Source organism: Geobacillus subterraneus (assembly GCF_001618685.1).
Taxonomy (GTDB): Bacteria; Bacillota; Bacilli; order Bacillales; family Anoxybacillaceae; genus Geobacillus; species Geobacillus subterraneus.
Genome location: NZ_CP014342.1, coordinates 2,207,358 through 2,226,321, shown reverse-complemented (window position 1 = coordinate 2,226,321; position 18,964 = coordinate 2,207,358). Strand labels below are relative to the sequence as shown.

General features: G+C 54.4%; 21 protein-coding genes and 1 other annotated feature. All 21 genes read left to right on the top strand.

Going from position 1 to position 18,964, the window contains the following annotated elements; translation table 11 throughout:
• Positions 1 to 45 precede the first annotated feature (45 nt).
• The 21 genes from spoVE to pyrR all read left to right on the top strand — a co-directional run bounded on the left by spoVE (position 46) and on the right by pyrR (position 18,911).
• On the top strand, positions 46 to 1,146 hold the full coding sequence (spoVE, locus tag GS3922_RS10880; protein WP_063166372.1) for a stage V sporulation protein E: 1,101 nt from the start codon (positions 46 to 48) through the stop codon (positions 1,144 to 1,146).
• A gap of 244 nt (positions 1,147 to 1,390) precedes the next feature.
• On the top strand, positions 1,391 to 2,176 hold the full coding sequence (gene divIB, locus GS3922_RS10875) for a cell division protein DivIB (RefSeq protein ID WP_082816605.1): 786 nt from the start codon (positions 1,391 to 1,393) through the stop codon (positions 2,174 to 2,176).
• Entirely contained in the window at positions 2,157 to 2,861 is a 705-nt protein-coding gene (locus tag GS3922_RS10870; protein WP_063166371.1) for a DUF881 domain-containing protein, read from the top strand. Before divIB ends, GS3922_RS10870 begins: the two co-directional genes overlap by 20 nt.
• Before the next feature lie 30 nt (positions 2,862 to 2,891).
• Entirely contained in the window at positions 2,892 to 3,608 is a 717-nt protein-coding gene (locus GS3922_RS10865; RefSeq protein WP_063166370.1) for a DUF881 domain-containing protein, read from the top strand.
• A gap of 1 nt (position 3,609) precedes the next feature.
• Positions 3,610 to 3,972, top strand: coding sequence for a small basic family protein (locus tag GS3922_RS10860; protein ID WP_063166369.1), 363 nt, complete (start codon positions 3,610 to 3,612; stop codon positions 3,970 to 3,972).
• Between the two features lie 200 nt (positions 3,973 to 4,172).
• Positions 4,173 to 5,441 carry a cell division protein FtsA gene (gene ftsA, locus GS3922_RS10855; protein WP_063167388.1) on the top strand — a complete coding sequence of 423 codons (1,269 nt, stop codon included), beginning with the start codon at positions 4,173 to 4,175 and terminating at the stop codon, positions 5,439 to 5,441.
• Between the two features lie 26 nt (positions 5,442 to 5,467).
• Positions 5,468 to 6,601 (top strand): cell division protein FtsZ, encoded by a 1,134-nt coding sequence (ftsZ, locus tag GS3922_RS10850; protein ID WP_063166368.1) that lies wholly within the window; start codon positions 5,468 to 5,470, stop codon positions 6,599 to 6,601.
• 224 nt (positions 6,602 to 6,825) lie between these two features.
• Positions 6,826 to 7,734 carry a sigma-E processing peptidase SpoIIGA gene (gene spoIIGA, locus GS3922_RS10845; protein ID WP_063166367.1) on the top strand — a complete coding sequence of 303 codons (909 nt, stop codon included), beginning with the start codon at positions 6,826 to 6,828 and terminating at the stop codon, positions 7,732 to 7,734.
• A gap of 50 nt (positions 7,735 to 7,784) precedes the next feature.
• Positions 7,785 to 8,504, top strand: a complete 720-nt coding sequence (gene sigE, locus GS3922_RS10840) for an RNA polymerase sporulation sigma factor SigE (protein ID WP_063166366.1) — start codon at positions 7,785 to 7,787, stop codon at positions 8,502 to 8,504.
• A gap of 120 nt (positions 8,505 to 8,624) precedes the next feature.
• Entirely contained in the window at positions 8,625 to 9,404 is a 780-nt protein-coding gene (gene sigG, locus GS3922_RS10835; protein WP_063167387.1) for an RNA polymerase sporulation sigma factor SigG, read from the top strand.
• 95 nt (positions 9,405 to 9,499) lie between these two features.
• Positions 9,500 to 9,742, top strand: a complete 243-nt coding sequence (locus GS3922_RS10830) for a YlmC/YmxH family sporulation protein (protein WP_063166365.1) — start codon at positions 9,500 to 9,502, stop codon at positions 9,740 to 9,742.
• Positions 9,743 to 9,874: 132 nt separating this feature from the next.
• Positions 9,875 to 10,693: a peptidoglycan editing factor PgeF gene (gene pgeF, locus GS3922_RS10825; protein ID WP_063167386.1), complete on the top strand. Its 819-nt coding sequence runs from the start codon at positions 9,875 to 9,877 to the stop codon at positions 10,691 to 10,693.
• A gap of 2 nt (positions 10,694 to 10,695) precedes the next feature.
• Positions 10,696 to 11,370 (top strand): YggS family pyridoxal phosphate-dependent enzyme, encoded by a 675-nt coding sequence (locus tag GS3922_RS10820; protein ID WP_063166364.1) that lies wholly within the window; start codon positions 10,696 to 10,698, stop codon positions 11,368 to 11,370.
• Between the two features lie 12 nt (positions 11,371 to 11,382).
• Positions 11,383 to 11,814, top strand: a complete 432-nt coding sequence (locus tag GS3922_RS10815; RefSeq protein WP_063166363.1) for a cell division protein SepF — start codon at positions 11,383 to 11,385, stop codon at positions 11,812 to 11,814.
• Between the two features lie 3 nt (positions 11,815 to 11,817).
• Positions 11,818 to 12,090 (top strand): YggT family protein, encoded by a 273-nt coding sequence (locus GS3922_RS10810; protein WP_063166362.1) that lies wholly within the window; start codon positions 11,818 to 11,820, stop codon positions 12,088 to 12,090.
• Positions 12,091 to 12,192: 102 nt separating this feature from the next.
• Positions 12,193 to 12,966 carry a YlmH family RNA-binding protein gene (locus GS3922_RS10805; protein ID WP_063166361.1) on the top strand — a complete coding sequence of 258 codons (774 nt, stop codon included), beginning with the start codon at positions 12,193 to 12,195 and terminating at the stop codon, positions 12,964 to 12,966.
• Between the two features lie 76 nt (positions 12,967 to 13,042).
• Positions 13,043 to 13,555, top strand: a complete 513-nt coding sequence (locus GS3922_RS10800) for a DivIVA domain-containing protein (RefSeq protein ID WP_025039064.1) — start codon at positions 13,043 to 13,045, stop codon at positions 13,553 to 13,555.
• Between the two features lie 89 nt (positions 13,556 to 13,644).
• Positions 13,645 to 13,867 (top strand) — a binding site (T-box leader).
• Between the two features lie 55 nt (positions 13,868 to 13,922).
• On the top strand, positions 13,923 to 16,697 hold the full coding sequence (gene ileS, locus GS3922_RS10795; RefSeq protein ID WP_063166359.1) for an isoleucine--tRNA ligase: 2,775 nt from the start codon (positions 13,923 to 13,925) through the stop codon (positions 16,695 to 16,697).
• Between the two features lie 82 nt (positions 16,698 to 16,779).
• Positions 16,780 to 17,271 carry a signal peptidase II gene (gene lspA / locus GS3922_RS10790; RefSeq protein WP_082816557.1) on the top strand — a complete coding sequence of 164 codons (492 nt, stop codon included), beginning with the start codon at positions 16,780 to 16,782 and terminating at the stop codon, positions 17,269 to 17,271.
• Complete coding sequence (locus tag GS3922_RS10785) at positions 17,272 to 18,186, top strand: RluA family pseudouridine synthase (protein ID WP_063166357.1); 915 nt, start codon at positions 17,272 to 17,274, stop codon at positions 18,184 to 18,186.
• 185 nt (positions 18,187 to 18,371) lie between these two features.
• Positions 18,372 to 18,911, top strand: coding sequence for a bifunctional pyr operon transcriptional regulator/uracil phosphoribosyltransferase PyrR (pyrR, locus tag GS3922_RS10780; RefSeq protein WP_063166356.1), 540 nt, complete (start codon positions 18,372 to 18,374; stop codon positions 18,909 to 18,911).
• Positions 18,912 to 18,964 lie beyond the last annotated feature (53 nt).

Genomic DNA, 18,964 nt, shown 5'->3' with positions numbered 1-18,964 from the left:
GGGACAGCCCTTTCCCTCTAGTTTACAAAATAGAGGTGTTGGGCATTGCCGCGGAAAAAGTCTGCGCCGGATTTTTTGCTCATTATTTTAACGTTTTCGCTCTTAGCCATCGGGCTGATCATGGTGTACAGCGCGAGCGCCATTTGGGCGGAGTACAAGTTTAACGATTCCTTTTTCTTTGCCAAGCGCCAGCTGTTATTTGCCGGCGTTGGCGTGATCGCGATGTTGTTTGTGATGAACATCGATTATTGGACGTGGCGCGACTGGTCGAAAGTGCTGCTTGGCGTTTGTTTTGTGCTGCTCATTCTTGTGCTCATTCCGGGGATCGGCATGGTGCGCAATGGGTCGCGCAGCTGGATCGGCGTCGGGGCGTTTTCCATTCAGCCGTCCGAGTTTATGAAACTCGCTATGATCGCCTTTTTGGCCAAATATTTATCCGAAAATCAAAAAAAGATTACGTCGTTTAAGCAAGGGCTGCTGCCGGCGCTGTTGCTCGTGTTTGCCGCCTTTGGCATGATCATGCTGCAGCCGGACTTAGGGACGGGCACCGTCATGGTTGGGACATGTGTGACGATGATTTTCGTCGCCGGCGCCCGCCTCAGTCATTTTGCCGGCCTCGGTGTATTGGGGCTCGCCGGGTTTGTCGCCCTCGTCTTATCGGCACCGTACCGGATTAAGCGGATTACGTCGTTTTTAAACCCGTGGGAAGATCCGCTCGGAAGCGGGTTTCAAATCATCCAGTCGCTGTACGCCATCGGGCCGGGCGGCTTGTTCGGCCTCGGGCTTGGGCAAAGTCGGCAAAAGTTTTTTTATTTGCCGGAGCCGCAAACGGATTTTATTTTCGCGATTTTAGCTGAAGAACTCGGTTTTATCGGCGGTTCGCTCGTCATTCTTTTGTTTAGCCTTCTTCTTTGGCGCGGTGTGCGCATCGCCCTTGGCGCTCCCGATTTGTACGGCAGCTTTTTGGCGCTCGGCATCATTTCGATGATTGCCATTCAAGTGATGATCAATATCGGCGTTGTCACCGGGCTGATGCCCGTCACCGGCATTACCCTCCCGTTTTTAAGCTATGGCGGGTCATCGCTGACGCTTATGCTGATGGCGGTCGGCGTGCTGCTCAATATTAGCCGGCATGCCCGCTACTAGGCCTAGGCAGGCGGCGGTTGTCCGCCGCTTTTGTTTGCCTTGATATCGTTCTGATATACCGTCGAATAGTGGCGGCAAATGGGATAAAAAACAGGCTCTCTCTCTCGGTCTATTTGTGATATAATGAAAGCAAGTGCAAAGAACATAAAAACGGCAGCAGATGCCGTTTGTTTTTATCTATATGCGGCAATGTGTTGGTCCATGGGCAAGAATGCGGGCGTTGGACAAGAAAGCGGTGAATGCGATGGAAAAAGGAAAGGTCGTCGTTCTAGAGGACCGCGTGCCGAAACTGAAAGAGCGGCGCCGCCAAAAGGCGAACCGCCGGCTGATTTTGTATTTGTCCTTCTTTTTCCTGTTCATCTTATGCGTCCTTTACTTTCAATCGCCGCTCAGCGCGGTGAAGCATGTGGAAGTGAGCGGCAACCGTCATCTGCCGGCGGAGCGCATCATCAGTTTGAGCGGCATCACAAAGCGGACAAGCTTTTGGAAAGTGAACGAACAAAACGTCGAGGCGAAAATCGCCCGTCATCCGGAAATTAAGCAAGCCGCTGTGGAAAAGCGGCTGCCAAATACGATCGTCATCCACGTCCGTGAATGGCGGCGGATCGCCTACGTATATAACCGGCAAACGTTTTTTCCGTTGCTTGAAAACGGACGGCTGCTAAAGCAGGAAGCGGCGAAAACGGCTCCGAGCGATGCGCCGGTATTAGTCGGCTGGAAAAGCGGCGATGCCATTGCGGAAATGACCGGGCAGCTCGCTGAACTGCCGGCGGCCGTGCTTGGCGCCATGTCGGAAATTCACTACAAGCCGAACAGTGAGTACGAAGACCGCGTCGTCGTCTATATGAACGACGGCTATGAGGTGAGTGCGACCATCCATAACTTTGCCGACAGGCTGTCGCATTATCCGTCCATTATCGCCGAGCTCGACCGGAACGTCAAAGGAGTCATTCACCTGGAAGTGGGCAGCTATTTTGTTCCGTACGAACCGACGAAAAAGGAGGATGACGATGAGACGACAAGCCCGTAGCCGCGTCCTCCTTACTTTTATTTGTTTTGTCTTTGGTGCCATGCTCGGGTTTTCGTACCAGCATGCGCAAAAGGAGGCGCCCCGCCGCCAATGGAGCGACAGCGAGTGGAAAAAGGAATACGAGTATCGCTCGGCGCTGATCGCTTTGCAAAAAGAAAACCGGTCGTTAAAGCAACAGCTTGTCAAAAAGCAAGAGGAACTGGCCGCATGGGAAAAAAAACTGGCCGAAGACCAGTCGAACGAGGCTGGATTGGCGAAAGAGGCCGAACAGCTGCGCATGCATGTCGGAAAGGCGAGGGTTAAAGGGAAAGGCGTAGCAGTCACGCTTTCCGATTCCTCTTATATCCCCTCTGAAGCGAGTGCTACTGACTACATTGTTCACGAACAGCACGTATGGAAAGTCGTTCACGAACTGCTGATTTCCGGCGCCGAAGCGGTAGCCATCAATGGCCAGCGCATTTCCCACCGCTCGTACATTGTCTGCAACGGTCCGGTCATTGAAGTGGATGGGACGCAGCATGCCGCTCCGTTTGTCATTTCGGCGATCGGCGATCCGGACGTGCTATCATCCGCGCTTGGATTGGCCGGCGGCGTCATCGACGAACTTGTCGAAGACCATGTCGATGTGAAAGTGGAAAAACAAAAGGACATCGTTCTCGATCCGGTATTTGCGCCCAAACCATAAAAAGAGGGCGGAAAGGGGCGGTGAAGTGCATTGGAGAGAAAAAGACGGTTATCTTTTGCCTTTGTTGCCGCCGTGTTCGGCGTGATGCTTGCGGTCGGGTTGCGGACGACGATGCCTTCGGAAGGGCGCGACACGCGCGACATTTGGGAACTGCGCGCCGATTTAACGAAAGAGCAGCAGCTCGAGCAGCACTTGCTTGAGGAGCTCGAAGATTACGAGGAGAAATTGCACCATTATCGGCAGAAGGAGGCAGCAGGCGGCGGGGCGGCGCTCGAGGCGACCGTCGCTGAACTGAGAGAAGAAGCCGGCCTGACGGAAGTGAAAGGAAGCGGCATCATCCTAATGATTGCGCCGTTCTCGGCAGCCGGCTACGTCGGACCGGTCACTGCTACCGTGTCCCCGGAGCTGCTGCAACGATTAGTGAACGAGTTGAACAAATATGGAGCAAAGGAAATCGCTATCGACGGCGAGCGGCTGACGAACTGGACGGCGATTCGCGATATCAACGGCATGACGAACGTCGGACGCCGCCCAATCAGGCTGCCGGTTGAGGTGAAGGCGATTGCGGACGATGCGGACAAGCTCTATAGCGGATTAACGGTTTCGCCGCTCCGCGACGATTTCATCGTCGAAAACTTGGAGCTTTCGATTTCCAAGCCAAAACCGGCGATCGTCATTCCGCCATCAATCGAACGGCCGAAGATCAAATATATGGAGACGGCGAGCGCCGGCAAGGAGGAGAAGTAGCATGTGGCTCCCGCTTCTCGGGTTGTTGCTCGGGTTTGCCATCGGCGTTCTTGCCGGCTGGGAAGTCCCCGATGAATATTCCAATTATTTGTCGATTGCCATTTTGGCAGCCTTTGATACATTAATAGGGGGATGGCGCGCCCATTTACAGGGGACATACGACGAACTTGTATTTATAACCGGGTTTTTTTTCAACATCATCCTTGCCACAACTTTAACTTTTCTTGGTGTACATCTTGGTGTAGACTTGTATTTAGCAGCCGTGTTTGCGTTCGGTGTCCGCCTTTTTCAAAACATCGCCATCATCCGCCGTCTTTGGCTTGCCGAATGGGCGGAGCGGCGGCAAAATCGCGAAAAAAGTTAAGCAAAAGACAGGGAAAGTCTTTTGGCATGTTGAATTATATGGAGTAAACCAAAATATGATGTTTTTGTGAAATTCACAAACTAGACATAGACAAATAGACAAAGAGATGGATCGAGAAATTTCAGCCGAAAAAGGAGGTGTCGCTGCTTACTGAAACGCCGGCCGACACCGGCGCGTTTTTAGTAGGCAGATGCCAAAAGATGAGCAGCAATGAGATCGTCGTTAGCCTGGATGTCGGGACATCGAGCGTCAAAGTCATCATCGGGGAAATGTTAGGCAGCTCGATTAACATTATCGGAGTAGGCAATGTAAAAGCGGAAGGGCTCAAAAAAGGGGCGATTGTTGATATAGATAAAACAGTGCACTCGATCAAGCGAGCGGTCGAACAAGCAGAGCGGATGGTCGGCCTGTCGATTCGCCGCGTGATCGTCGGGGTGGCAGGCGGCCATATTCAGCTCCATGACTGTCATGGCATCGTCGCTGTCGCGAGTGAAAATCGCGAAATTGGCGACGAGGATGTCGCTCGCGTCATCGATGCCGCGCAAGTCGTTTCCATCCCGCCGGACCGGGAAATTATCGGGATCGTTCCGCGCCAGTTTATCGTTGATGGACTAGACGGCATCCATGATCCGCGCGGCATGCTTGGCGTCCGTCTCGAAATGGAAGGGACAATGGTAACCGGAGCGAAGACGGTTTTACATAATCTCCTTCGCTGTGTGGAACGGGCCGGCCTGGAAATCAGCGATATTTGCCTTCAACCGTTGGCGGCCGGTTCACTTGCGTTATCCGATGACGAACGGCATTTAGGCGTTGCGCTCGTCGACCTCGGGGGCGGCTCGACAACGGTTGCCGTCTTTGAGCAAGGCGGGCTGCAGGCTGTATCGTCGCTTCCAGTCGGCGGGGAGCATATTACAAAAGATTTGGCCATCGGGTTGCGCACGACAACAGAAGACGCCGAAAAAATTAAGCTGAAGCATGGGCATGCATTTTACGATTACGCTTCGGAAGAAGAGGTATTCACCGTGCCTATTATGGGCACCGATCAACACCAGCAGTTCAGCCAGCTTGAGATCGCCGATATTATTGAAGCGAGGCTGGAGGAAATTTTGCAAATGGTGCAGCATGAAGTGCGCCGGCTCGGGTTTCGCGACCTTCCAGGCGGCTATGTGCTGACGGGCGGCGTGGCGAATATGCCAGGAGTGCTAGAGCTAGCGCACGTCGTCTTAGGGACGAGCGTCCGTGTCGCCATGCCGGATTATATCGGGGTGCGCGACCCGCAATATACGATCGGCGTCGGCTTGCTCAAATTCGCCTATCGGCAGGCGCAGCTGCAAGGAAAAACAGTTCCGGTTGCCGCTGCGGCAGAGCCGGTCGAGCGTCCCGCGCAAAAACAGCAGCCGAAACCAAAAAAGAAAGAAGACCATTTCGGGAAGAAGGTCAAGAAATTTTTCGGGTCTTTCTTTGAATAGAGATTGAAATTTAGGAGGATTTGGCCATGTTGGAGTTTGATACAACAGTCGATCAGTTAGCAACGATCAAAGTGATTGGGGTCGGGGGCGGCGGCAACAACGCCGTCAATCGGATGATTGAACACGGAGTGCAAGGCGTGGAGTTTATTGCGGTCAACACGGATGCGCAGGCGCTCAACTTGTCGAAGGCGCCGACGAAGCTGCAAATCGGGGCGAAGCTGACGCGCGGCTTAGGCGCAGGCGCGAACCCGGAAGTTGGAAAAAAAGCGGCGGAAGAGAGCAAAGAACAAATTGAAGAAGCGCTCCGTGGCGCGGATATGGTGTTTGTCACCGCCGGGATGGGCGGCGGCACAGGAACAGGTGCGGCGCCGGTCATCGCCCAAATCGCGCGCGAATTAGGAGCGCTGACGGTTGGCGTCGTTACGCGCCCGTTCACATTTGAAGGACGGAAACGGGCGACGCAGGCCGCAAGTGGCATCGCCGCCATGAAAGAAGCGGTCGATACACTGATCGTCATCCCGAACGATCGGTTGCTTGAAATTGTCGATAAAAATACGCCGATGCTCGAGGCGTTCCGCGAGGCGGACAACGTGCTGCGCCAAGGGGTACAGGGCATCTCCGACTTGATCGCTGTACCGGGACTCATCAACCTTGATTTCGCTGACGTGAAAACGATCATGTCGAACAAAGGTTCAGCGTTGATGGGCATCGGGGTCGCCAGCGGCGAAAACCGGGCTGCAGAGGCAGCGAAAAAGGCGATTTCCAGCCCGCTGTTGGAAACGTCCATTGACGGGGCGCAAGGTGTGCTCATGAATATCACCGGCGGGATGAACCTAAGCTTGTACGAAGTACAGGAAGCGGCAGACATTGTCGCTTCGGCAGCCGATCAGGAAGTGAACATGATTTTCGGCTCGGTCATCAACGAAAATTTAAAAGACGAAATTGTCGTCACGGTCATCGCGACCGGGTTTAACGAAAACGTTGCTTCGCAACCGCGGCCATCGCGCGTCGGCATCAGCACCGTGCCAAAAGTGACGCCGGCGCCGAAACGGGAAAAGCGCGAAGAGCCGGCGCAAGACTATGCGGCGCTCCGTTCGGGGCAAGCAGAAGATCCGCTTGACATTCCAGCCTTCTTGCGCAACCGCAACCGCCGCCGTTAAGCTGAAAACAGGCATGAGCAAGCCGATTGTTCATGCCTGTTTTTTATTGAAATCGCGTTTTTCGCCTCGCCTGGCTGCTCTTCGCCTGTTGGATCCGCCGCATTTCCCCTCGCTTTGACAAAACATCCTTTTTTTCACCATCACCGATTGACAGACTTTCCCTCATGATGTGCTATATACTTGTTTCAGACAAAGCCAATGTGGGCGGGGGAGGGGCTTGCCGTTTGGTCGTTTACGTCGATGTGATTTGGCTGCTGAACGTCTGTTTTGACGCGTTGCTTCTTTGGCTGGCAGCGCTCATGCTCAAGCGCCCAGTCATCTGGTGGCGCCTGTTGGCTGGGGCGTTGATCGGCTCGCTGTCTGTCGTGTTGCTGTTCACCCCGTTTTCTGCCATCGCCCAGCATCCGCTTGTGAAAGTGGCTGTGTCGGTCTTGATCGTGCTCGCTGCTTTTGGCTTTAAGCGGCCGCGCTATATCATCGAGAACATGCTGGCGTTTTACTTTGCGACGTTCGCGGTCGGCGGCGGCATGCTGGCAGTTCATTATTTGTTCGCGCCGCAGCTGTCCGTTCAGCAAGAATGGTTAATGGTGCCCCCGGGGGCGGGCGATCCGGTCAGCTGGCTGTTTGTCGTGATCGGGTTCCCGGTTTTATGGCTCTTTTCCCGCCGCCGTGTGGAAAATATTCGTGAGAAAAAACTCCGTTTTGAACATATTATCGATGTCATCGTTGTCTGGGAGGGCCGGCCGCTGGCGCTGCGCGGGCTCATTGACAGCGGCAATCAGCTGTTCGATCCGGTGACGAAAACGCCGGTGATGGTTGTTGACCGAGAAAAAGCAAAGGAAGTGCTGCCCGAGGAGCTGACGATGCACATGGCGGCCATGACGTTTGACGATCCGCCCAGGCAGTGGGCCCATCGCCTCCGCCTCATTCCGTACCGCGTGATCGGGAGCGGCCCGCAAATGATGATGGCGGTCAAGCCGGACCGCATACTGCTTTTGTATGAAGATCAATGGCTTGAGGTGAAACAAGGGCTCGTCGCCTTAAGCGCCGATCCGCTATCGGCCGACGGGGAGTATAGCTGCATCGTTCATCCGAAAATGGTGCAGGCGGGAAGAAAACTGACCGCTTCGTAGTTCGTTACTATATCATACTCGCTTTTTATCCGTTTAGAAGGGGGATTTTGATGAAAAGGTGGAAACTTCGCTTCATGTATTGGTTGTATAAGCTCCTTGCCAAGTTCGGTTTGAAGACGGATGAGATTTACTATATCGGCGGCAGTGAAGCGCTCCCTCCGCCGCTGACGAAAGAGGAAGAGGAACGGCTGATCGAGCGGTTGGCAACCGGCGATGAGACGGCGCGGTCGCTGCTTATCGAGCGCAACTTGCGCCTTGTCGTTTACATCGCGCGCAAATTCGAAAACACCGGCATTCATATCGAGGATTTGATCAGCATCGGGACGATCGGCCTCATTAAAGCGGTCAACACGTTCAACCCGGAGAAAAAGATCAAGCTGGCGACATACGCCTCGCGCTGCATTGAAAACGAAATTTTAATGTATTTGCGCCGCAATAATAAAGTGCGGGCGGAAGTGTCGTTTGATGAGCCGTTGAATATTGACTGGGACGGCAACGAACTGCTGCTGTCCGATGTGCTCGGCACGGAAGACGACGTGATTACGAAAGACTTGGAAGCGGACGTTGACCGGCGCCTGCTGCTGAACGCCTTGCGCCAGTTGAGCGACCGCGAAAAACAAATTATGGAACTGCGTTTTGGCCTTTCCGGCGGTGAAGAAAAAACGCAAAAAGATGTCGCCGATTTGCTCGGCATTTCGCAATCGTACATATCGCGGCTTGAAAAGCGGATCATTAAACGGTTGCGCAAAGAATTCAATAAAATGATGTAGCTGGCGGCGAGGGCGGATGCTCCGCCGCTTTTTTCGGCGCGGACAGGCTGTGCATATTTTTCCCTCCCAAGGAGATACTGAAAACTGACGACTTAGCATCTCCTGATGGGAGGGAACAACTTGACGAGGAACAAAGTCGAGATTTGCGGCGTGGATACTTCAAAGCTTCCCGTCCTCAAAAATGAAGAAATGCGTGAACTGTTTCAACGGATGCATGAAGGGGATTTGGAGGCGAGAGAAAAGTTAGTAAACGGCAATTTGCGCCTCGTGTTGAGCGTCATCCAGCGCTTTAACAACCGCGGCGAGTTTGTTGATGATTTGTTTCAAGTCGGCTGCATCGGACTTATGAAATCGATTGATAATTTTGATTTAAATCAAAATGTTAAGTTTTCCACCTATGCGGTGCCGATGATTATCGGCGAAATCCGCCGTTACTTGCGCGATAACAATCCAATTCGCGTCTCGCGCTCGCTGCGCGACATCGCTTACAAAGCGCTGCAAGTGCGGGAACGGCTCATGAGCGAGACGGCGAAAGAGCCGTCGACGGAAGATATTGCGCGGGAACTCGGCGTCGCCCACGAGGAAGTGGTGTTTGCCCTTGATGCCATTCAAGATCCTGTTTCCTTATTTGAACCGATATACAACGACGGCGGCGACCCGATTTACGTGATGGATCAGCTGAGCGACGAGCGCAACCGCGACAGCCAATGGATTGAAGAAATCGCATTGAAAGAGGGCTTGAGGCGGTTAAATGAGCGTGAAAAAATGATCATCCGCAAACGGTTTTTCCAAGGAAAGACGCAAATGGAAGTCGCCGAGGAAATCGGCATTTCCCAGGCGCAAGTGTCCAGGCTTGAAAAGGCAGCGATCCGGCAAATGAATAAAAACATCCAAGTGTGAACGGCTGCTGGGGCAGCCTTTTTTCTTTGGCACATAACCGGTTGGGCGGCGTCATATAGATGAAAAAGAGGAGAGGAAAGGCGGGGGACTGAACCGTGATGAGAATTTCCGAGTTTCAAACGAAAGATGTCGTCAATGTGGCCAACGGGAAGAAGCTTGGCAACATCGGGGATATTGACATCGATTTAGATACAGGCAAAATCCGGTCGCTCATTATTTTAGGCTCCGGAAAGATGCTCGGGCTGTTCGGGCGTGAGGAGGCGGTCGTCATTCCGTGGCAAAACATCGTCAAAATCGGGGCCGATGTCATTTTAGTCCGCCTTCACGATACGGACTGAAGCGAGGAGACGGCGTGATGCCACGAATGTTTCGACAAAATTGCAAATAAAGGTTATCACGTTTAAGCAAACTATGATAAAATAGGAAAAAAAGTGATAAAAATCTACAAAAAAAGCGTGAGGTTGACGCGAATGCCGGACATTTTTCAACAAATGGCCCGCGGATGGCTCCGCTGCGAGGCATCTCCGTTCGCCGGAGCCATCGCAGGGATGACGACGAAACAAGGCGGGGAAAGCAAAGGGCCGTTCGCTTCGTTGAATATGGGGCTGCATGTTGGCGACGACCGCACCGCTGTCGTCAACAACCGGCGCCGCTTGGCGGAATGGCTCGCTTTTCCGCTCGATGATTGGGTGTGCTGTGAGCAAGTGCACGGCGCCGTGATTCGGAAAGTGACAAAAAGCGACCGAGGGAGCGGGGCGCACGATTTCGCCGCGGCGATTCGGGGTGCTGACGGATTGTATACGGACGAAGCGGGAGTGTTGCTTGCCCTTTGTTTTGCTGACTGTGTGCCTGTCTATTTTCTGGCTCCATCAGCCGGCTTGGTCGGCCTTGCCCATGCCGGGTGGCGGGGAACGGCCGGCGGCATCGCCAAAAATATGGTGCGTCTTTGGCAGGAGCAAGAGCGCATCGCGCCTACTGATATGTATGCTGCCATCGGGCCAGCCATCGGCCCGTGCTGCTACACGGTCGATGATCGGGTGATCAACGGTTTGCGCTCGATCCTTCCTGCAGGCAGCCCGTTGCCATGGCGCGAAACAAGCCCAGGGCAATATGCGCTTGACTTAAAGGAGGCCAATCGGCTGCAGCTTATCGCTGCCGGCGTTCCGGATCGCCATATTTACGTGTCGGAACGCTGTACAAGCTGTGAGGAGACGTTGTTTTTTTCCCACCGCCGCGATCGCGGGACGACAGGACGGATGCTGGCGTTCATCGGCCGAAGGGAGGGATGATCATGACGGTACGCGACAACTTGGCTGCCATTCGCCGGCAAATTGAAGCGGCTTGCGCCCGCGTTGGCCGCAATCCGGCCGACGTACGCATCGTAGCCGTAACGAAATATATTGATGCGGCAAGGGCGCAAGAAGTGCTTGACGCCGGCATCGCTGACCTCGGCGAGAACCGTTCCGACCAACTGCTCGAAAAGTACGAGGCGATCGGGAATCAAGCGACGTGGCATTTTATTGGGACGCTCCAGTCGCGCAAAGTGAAGGAGATCATCGATAAAGTCGATTACATTCATTCGCTTGACCGTCTGTCGCTTGCTAAGGAGATCGAAAAGCGGGCGGTGCGTCCGGTGAAATGTTTTGTGCAAGTGAACGTATCAGGCGAAGCGACGAAGCACGGACTCGTTCCCGAGGAAACGGTCCCGTTTATCGAACAGCTTCGTTCGTTTTCGCGCATTGAAGTGATCGGGTTGATGACGATGGCGCCGCATACGGAGGATGAAGCCATATTGCGCGCCTGTTTCCGACGATTGCGAACGCTCAAAGAACGCGTTCAGGTGTTAAATTTGGCTCATGCGCCATGCACCGAGCTGTCGATGGGCATGTCAAACGACTATGAGATCGCGATCGAGGAAGGGGCGACGTTTGTACGCATCGGCAGCGCGCTTGTCGGATCAATGTAGGAGGTGAGACCGGTGGGATTGATGAAAAAATTTCGCGATTATTTTTTAGAGGAAGACTACGAAGACTATGAAGAAGAATATGAAGCGCCGCAGCCAGAAGAGGAGGCGCCGCCGCTGAAGGCGGCAAACAAGGCGAATGTCGTCAGCTTGCAAAGCGTGCAAAAATCGGCGAAGGTCGTGCTCGCCGAGCCGCGGGTGTACGCCGAGGCGCAAGAGATTGCCGACCATTTGAAAAGCCGGCGGGCAGTCATCGTCAATTTGCAGCGCATTCAGCACGAGCAGGCGAAGCGGATCGTCGACTTTTTAAGCGGCACCGTGTACGCTATTGGCGGCGACATTCAGCAAGTCGGCACGAAAATTTTTTTATGCACCCCGGAAAACGTCGACGTCAGCGGCGCAATTTCGCTTGATGGCGAGGATGACAGACCGATAAAGAGGTGGTAGCCGTTGGATTATGTGCTTACGTTTTTAACGACGCTCATTCAAGTATATTCATATGCGCTGATCATTTATATTTTAATGTCATGGTTTCCGAACGCCCGCGAGACGCGGTTTGGCCAGCTGCTTGCCGCCATTTGCGAGCCGTATTTAGAGCCGTTTCGGCGCGTTATTCCGCCGCTTGGCATCATTGACATCTCCCCGATCATCGCCTTTATTGTCCTTGAATTTGCGACAAGAGGGCTGTATGCGTTGTTTGATATCCTTAAAGCGCAGTTTTAGCAGCCGGACGGAGCGCGCATCGTTTGGCCCAGGCGCAGGCGGGCGGAATAGCGGGAGGAATCCGTTCCGGGTTCCTTTCTTTATGAGGCAAGGTGAATGGGAATGGAGCTGTATCAGCACTTCCGCAAAGAGGAACATCAATTCATCGATCATGTAATGGAATGGAAGGAAATGGTAGAACATCAGTACGCTCCGAAGCTGACCGATTTTCTTGATCCGCGCGAGCAGCAAATCGTGCAAAGCATCGTCGGCAGCGACGGAGACGTGCGCGTGTCCTTTTTCGGCGGCGCTCTGTTTGTCGAGCGGAAGCGGGCGCTTTTGTATCCGCCGTATTTCGAACCGAATGAGGAGGATTATGACATCGCCTTGTTCGCTGTCCGCTATCCAGGCAAATTCGTTTCCCTTGAACACCGCGACGTCTTAGGAGCGCTCATGTCGCTCGGCTTGCGGCGGGGCAAGTTCGGCGACATTCTCGTCCAAGGAGGAGAGATCCAATTTTTTGCCGCCGCCGAGGTGGCCGATTACATTCGCCTCCATGTTGGGACGATCGGCAAAGCGCCGGTTTCGCTTGAGCTGTTGCCGCTGTCAGCTGCCATGCCGCTTGCCGAAACGTGGGAGGAAGGAACGGTCACGGTGTCTTCTCTAAGGCTCGATGCGGTGCTTGCCCAAGCATTCCGCCTCGCGCGCGACAAGGCGCGGACGCTTGTCGAAAGCGGGCTTGTCAAAGTGAATTGGAAGGTGGTGGACAAGCCTGATTTCGTCTGCGGGCCGGGCGATGTGCTGTCGGCGCGCGGTTTTGGCCGCTGCAAGCTGTTTTCTGTAGAAGGGCCGACGAAAAAGGAACGCTGGCTTGTGCGCATCGGTCGACAAAAATAATCGAGCGGGAGCAGGAAATGGGCAAATCGTGTCGAATTAACGAAGAAAAGGAACGATGGAGACGGAGGTGGCCGTTGTGCCGTTAACGCCATTAGATATTCACAACAAGGAATTCAGCCGCGGATTTCGCGGGTATGACGAAGATGAAGTGAATGAGTTTTTGGATCAAATTATTAAAGATTACGAAATGCTCATCCGTGAAAAAAAGCAGCTGGAAGAAAAAGTGGCCGAACTGACGGAAAAATTGAATTACTTTTCCAACATTGAAGAAACGTTAAATAAGTCGATTCTTGTGGCTCAGGAAGCAGCGGAAGAAGTGAAGCGCAACGCACAAAAAGAGGCGAAGCTGATCATTAAAGAAGCGGAGAAAAACGCGGAGCGCATCATCGGCGATGCGCTGGCCAAATCGCGGAAAATCGCGCTGGAAATCGAGGAACTCAAGCGGCAGTCGAAGGTGTTCCGCGCCCGCTTCCGCATGTTGGTCGAGGCGCAGCTCGATATGATCAACAGCCGTGACTGGGACGAGTTGATGGAATACGAGACGCCCGATTTGGAAGAAGAGGCGAAAGAGCCGTTGTCTCAGCCTTGACGAGCGCTATTTGTCTCATTTATAATAAATGGCAAAAATCGCTGTGCTGACCGTCATTGGTGCGGTTGGCTTTGGTCGAGGAGAACATGTGAGCGACGATGAAAGGGACAGTAGCTCTTGAACAGCTGATCGCAGCGAGCCGGGGACGGTGGAAGCCCGGCATCGGCGCAAGAGTGAACATCACCCTGGAGTTCCATGCCGAACGTCAAGTAGGCCATGGCGCGTCATTCCCGTTACGAATGGAAAGTGGGCTATGCGTTGAGTTGCCATGGCCAAAAAGGGTGGTACCGCGAGACCGTTCTCGTCCCTTGCCGGGAGAGAACGGTTTTTTATTTTGATTTGATACTTGGAGGAGGAGCAAAGAAAGATGGACTACAAAGAGACGCTGCTCATGCCGCAAACGGAGTTCCCAATGCGCGGCAACTTGCCGAAGCGGGAGCCGGAAATGCAAAAAAAATGGGACGACATGGACATTTACCGAAAAGTGCAGGAGCGGACGAAAGGTCGGCCGCTGTTTGTCCTGCACGACGGTCCGCCGTACGCCAACGGCGATATTCATATGGGGCATGCGCTAAACAAAATTTTAAAAGATATCATTGTCCGCTATAAATCGATGAACGGTTTTTGTGCGCCGTACGTGCCGGGCTGGGACACGCACGGCCTGCCGATTGAAACGGCGCTTACGAAACAAGGCGTCGACCGCAAATCAATGAGCGTCGCTGAGTTCCGCAAGCTGTGCGAACAATATGCGTATGAACAAATTGACAACCAGCGCCGGCAGTTTAAACGGCTCGGCGTGCGTGGCGATTGGGACAACCCGTATATCACCCTCAAACCGGAATACGAAGCCCAGCAAATTAAAGTGTTCGGCGAAATGGCGAAAAAAGGGCTCATTTACAAAGGGTTGAAGCCGGTCTATTGGTCCCCGTCAAGCGAATCGGCGCTCGCTGAAGCGGAAATCGAATATAAAGACAAGCGTTCGCCGTCGATTTATGTCGCCTTCCCGGTGAAAGACGGCAAAGGCGTGCTTGAGGGCGATGAGCGAATCGTCATTTGGACGACGACGCCGTGGACGATTCCGGCGAACTTGGCGATCGCTGTTCACCCGGACCTGGACTACCACGTCGTTAACGCCAATGGGCAGAAATACGTCGTCGCCGCCGCCTTGGCCGAATCGGTAGCGAAAGAAGTCGGCTGGGAGGCGTGGTCCGTCGTTAAAACCGTAAAAGGAAAAGAACTTGAGTACGTCGTCGCGAAACATCCGTTCTATGAGCGCGATTCGTTGGTCGTCTGCGGTGAGCACGTCACGACCGACGCCGGCACGGGCTGCGTCCATACGGCGCCGGGCCACGGGGAAGACGACTTTCTCGTCGGGCAAAAATACGGGCTTCCCGTTCTTTGCCCGGTCGACGAGCGCGGCTATATGACGAGCGAAGCGCCGGGGTTTGAAGGAATGTTTTACGAAGACGCCAACAAGGCGATTACACAGAAGCTTGAGGAAGCCGGCGCTTTGCTGAAGCTTGGGTTTATCACCCACTCGTATCCGCACGACTGGCGGACGAAGCAGCCAACGATTTTCCGGGCGACAACGCAATGGTTTGCGTCGATCGATAAAATCCGCAGCGAGCTGCTTCAAGCGATCAAAGACACGAAATGGATTCCGGAATGGGGGGAAATCCGCATCCACAACATGGTGCGCGACCGCGGCGACTGGTGCATTTCCCGCCAGCGCGCCTGGGGCGTGCCGATTCCGGTTTTTTACGGCGAAAACGGCGAACCGATCATCACCGATGAAACGATCGAGCATGTGTCGAACTTGTTCCGCCAATACGGATCGAACGTCTGGTTTGAGCGCGAGGCGAAAGACTTGCTGCCGGAAGGATTCACCCATCCGTCCAGCCCGAACGGCCTCTTTACGAAAGAGACGGATATTATGGACGTCTGGTTTGACTCCGGTTCGTCGCATCAAGCCGTGTTGGTCGAACGCGATGATCTCGCGCGCCCGGCTGATCTGTACTTGGAAGGGTCCGACCAATATCGCGGCTGGTTCAACTCATCGCTGTCCACCGCCGTTGCCGTCACCGGCAAAGCGCCGTACAAAGGCGTGTTGAGCCACGGCTTTGTCTTGGACGGCGAAGGGCGGAAAATGAGCAAGTCGCTCGGCAACGTCGTCGTGCCGGCGAAAGTAATGGAACAGTTCGGCGCCGACATTTTGCGCCTTTGGGTCGCGTCGGTCGACTACCAAGCGGACGTGCGCATCTCCGACCATATTTTAAAACAAGTGTCGGAAGTGTACCGAAAAATCCGCAACACGTTCCGGTTTATGCTCGGCAACTTATTCGATTTTGACCCGAGCGAAAACGCCGTGCCGGTCGGGGAGCTGGGCGAAGTCGACCGCTACATGCTGGCGAAGTTGAACAAGCTGATCGCCAAAGTGAAAAAGGCCTACGACCGCTACGATTTCGCCGCCGTGTACCATGAGATGAACCATTTCTGCACCGTTGAGCTGAGCGCATTTTACTTGGATATGGCGAAAGACATTTTGTACATCGAAGCGGCCGATTCCCGCGCCCGCCGCGCTGTGCAGACGGTGCTGTATGAGACGGTCGTCGCGTTGGCGAAGCTCATTGCGCCGATTTTGCCGCATACCGCCGATGAAGTGTGGGAGCATATCCCGAATCGAAGAGAAAACGTCGAAAGCATCCAGCTCACCGATATGCCAGAGCCGATCGCGATCGACGGCGAAGAAGCGCTGCTCGCGAAATGGGATGCGTTTATGGATGTACGAGATGACATGTTAAAAGCGCTCGAGAATGCCCGCAACGAAAAAGTGATCGGCAAATCGCTGACCGCGAGCGTCACGGTCTACCCGAAAGACGAGGCGCGGAAGCTGTTGGCGTCGCTTGATGCCGACTTGCGCCAGCTTCTCATCGTTTCCGCGTTTTCCGTTGCCGATGAGCCGTATGACGCCGCACCGGCCGAAGCCGAACGGCTTAACCATGTAGCGGTGATCGTCCGCCCGGCGGAAGGCGAGACGTGCGAGCGGTGCTGGACGGTGACGCCGGATGTTGGTGCTGACGCGTCCCATCCGACGCTTTGTCCACGCTGTGCGCACATCGTAACCGAGCATTATTCGGCATAACAAAAGCGGCGGGGCTGCTTCGGCAGCTTTGCCGCTTCATTTGTTTGCCATGGCGAATTATGCTACAATGCAAAAAGGATGAATGAGAAGGACAGGGGGACTTGGCACGGTGGCATACTATTGGATTGCGGCGGCGGTCATCATCCTCGATCAATGGACGAAATGGCTTGTCGTCCGCTATATGCGGCTTGGGGAAAGCATCCCGATCATCGACAACGTGCTCTACATTACGTCGCATCGCAATCGCGGGGCGGCGTGGGGCATGCTGCAAGGGCAGTTTTGGTTGTTTTATTTAGTGACAGTCATCGTTGTGGCAGGAATCATTATCTACATCCGCCGCTTGCAGCCTTCGGAACGATTGGCCGGCGTGGGGCTTGGCCTGATGCTCGGCGGGGCGATCGGCAATTTTATCGACCGCGTATTCCGGAAAGAAGTGGTCGACTTTATTCATACGTATATCGGCACGTACAGTTTTCCGGTGTTCAATATCGCCGACTCGGCGCTGACGGTTGGCGTTGTGCTGTTGTTTATCCATATGTTTTTTTTCGCGACACCAGAGAAAGGGAATGAGTAGATGGAGACGATCACGTTTCACATCGAAGAAGAATATGACGGCGAGCGGATCGATAAAGTGATCGCGGCGCTAAATGACGAATGGTCGCGTTCGCAAGTGCAGCAATGGATCAAAAACGGGCTCGTGACGGTCAACGGCCGCACGGTGAAGGCCAATTACAAATGCGAAGCGGGCGACTCGGTCGCCGTCTCACCGCCGGATCCGGAGCCGCTTCATGTGGATCCGGAGCCGATTCCGCTTGACATTTATTACGAAGACGAGGATGTCCTTGTCGTCAACAAACCGCGCGGCATGGTCGTCCACCCGGCGCCCGGGCATATGCGCGGCACGCTCGTGAACGCTTTGCTCGCCCATTGCCGTGACCTCTCCGGCATCAACGGCGTGCTGCGCCCCGGCATCGTCCACCGGATTGACAAAGATACATCAGGATTGTTGATGGTGGCAAAAAATGACGCCGCCCATCGCTCGCTTGTTGAGCAGCTCGTCAACAAAACGGTGACGCGTCGCTACAAGGCAATCGTCCATGGCGTCATTCCGCATGATTACGGAACGATCGACGCTCCCATCGGCCGCGACAAACGCGACCGAAAAAAAATGGCGGTCACCGAAGAAAACGGCAAAGAAGCCGTCACCCATTTCCGCGTGCTCGAGCGGTTTCGCCAGTATACGTATGTCGAATGCCAGCTGGAAACGGGACGGACGCATCAAATTCGCGTCCATATGAAATATATCGGCTACCCGCTCGCCGGCGACCCGCAATACGGGCCGAAAAAGACGCTCCCGATCGACGGCCAGGCGCTTCATGCCGGGGTGCTCGGCTTCCATCACCCGCGAAGCGGCGACTATTTGGAATTTGAAGCGCCGTTGCCGCCGGAGTTTGCCGAGCTGCTCGAATGGCTGCGAAAAAACGATTGACAAACGAACACGCTCCCTTTACAATGAGAACAGGTGAACAGGAACCTTTAAGTTCAGTCCTGTGAGGCTGAGAAGGGGTCGGATCAAGGAAATAGGCGGCGTATGTCCATTTCGTTCCGCGGCTGTAAGCCGCACCCCCCGCTTCACAGGCGGGGGATTTTTTTGTGCCAACGGAGGTGACTTGCATGCAAAAGGCGGTTGTGATGGATGAGCAGGCGATTCGCCGCGCGTTGACGCGCATCGCCCATGAAATCATCGAAAGGAACAAAGGCATTGACGGCTGCGTGCTGGTCGGAATTAAAACGCGCGGCATTTACTTGGCGCGCCGCTTGGCCGAGCGGATCGAACAAATCGAAGGGGCGTCCGTTCCGGTCGGCGAACTCGATATTACGCTGTATCGCGACGATTTGACGGTAAAAACGGATGATCATGAGCCGCTTGTGAAAGGGACGAACGTGCCGTTTCCGGTGAGCGAACAGAAAGTCATTTTGGTTGATGACGTGCTGTTTACCGGCCGGACGGTGCGGGCGGCGATGGATGCGGTCATGGATTTGGGCCGCCCGGCGCGCATCCAGCTCGCCGTGCTCGTTGACCGCGGACACAGGGAACTCCCGATCCGCGCCGATTTCGTCGGCAAAAACGTCCCGACGTCCAGCGCCGAAGTCATTGTCGTCGAATTGTCGGAAGTGGATGGCGTCGATCAAGTATCGATTCATGAAAAATAAAGCAAGCTCCCTTTTAAGCGCAGTCCCGCGAGGCTGCAAAAGGGGCGGAATGG

Excerpts from the sequence above, each read along its gene's own strand:
- GS3922_RS10860 (WP_063166369.1), top strand. The coding sequence starts at position 3,610 with ATGTGGCTCCCGCTTCTCGGGTTGTTGCTCGGGTTTGCCATCGGCGTT.
- GS3922_RS10870 (WP_063166371.1), top strand. The coding sequence starts at position 2,157 with ATGAGACGACAAGCCCGTAGCCGCGTCCTCCTTACTTTTATTTGTTTT.
- pgeF (WP_063167386.1), top strand. The coding sequence starts at position 9,875 with ATGCCGGACATTTTTCAACAAATGGCCCGCGGATGGCTCCGCTGCGAG.
- GS3922_RS10805 (WP_063166361.1), top strand. The coding sequence starts at position 12,193 with ATGGAGCTGTATCAGCACTTCCGCAAAGAGGAACATCAATTCATCGAT.
- pyrR (WP_063166356.1), top strand. The coding sequence starts at position 18,372 with ATGCAAAAGGCGGTTGTGATGGATGAGCAGGCGATTCGCCGCGCGTTG.
- ftsA (WP_063167388.1), top strand. The coding sequence starts at position 4,173 with ATGAGCAGCAATGAGATCGTCGTTAGCCTGGATGTCGGGACATCGAGC.
- ftsZ (WP_063166368.1), top strand. The coding sequence starts at position 5,468 with ATGTTGGAGTTTGATACAACAGTCGATCAGTTAGCAACGATCAAAGTG.
- lspA (WP_082816557.1), top strand. The coding sequence starts at position 16,780 with ATGAGAAGGACAGGGGGACTTGGCACGGTGGCATACTATTGGATTGCG.
- divIB (WP_082816605.1), top strand. The coding sequence starts at position 1,391 with ATGGAAAAAGGAAAGGTCGTCGTTCTAGAGGACCGCGTGCCGAAACTG.
- GS3922_RS10785 (WP_063166357.1), top strand. The coding sequence starts at position 17,272 with ATGGAGACGATCACGTTTCACATCGAAGAAGAATATGACGGCGAGCGG.
- sigE (WP_063166366.1), top strand. The coding sequence starts at position 7,785 with ATGAAAAGGTGGAAACTTCGCTTCATGTATTGGTTGTATAAGCTCCTT.
- GS3922_RS10820 (WP_063166364.1), top strand. The coding sequence starts at position 10,696 with ATGACGGTACGCGACAACTTGGCTGCCATTCGCCGGCAAATTGAAGCG.
- ileS (WP_063166359.1), top strand. The coding sequence starts at position 13,923 with ATGGACTACAAAGAGACGCTGCTCATGCCGCAAACGGAGTTCCCAATG.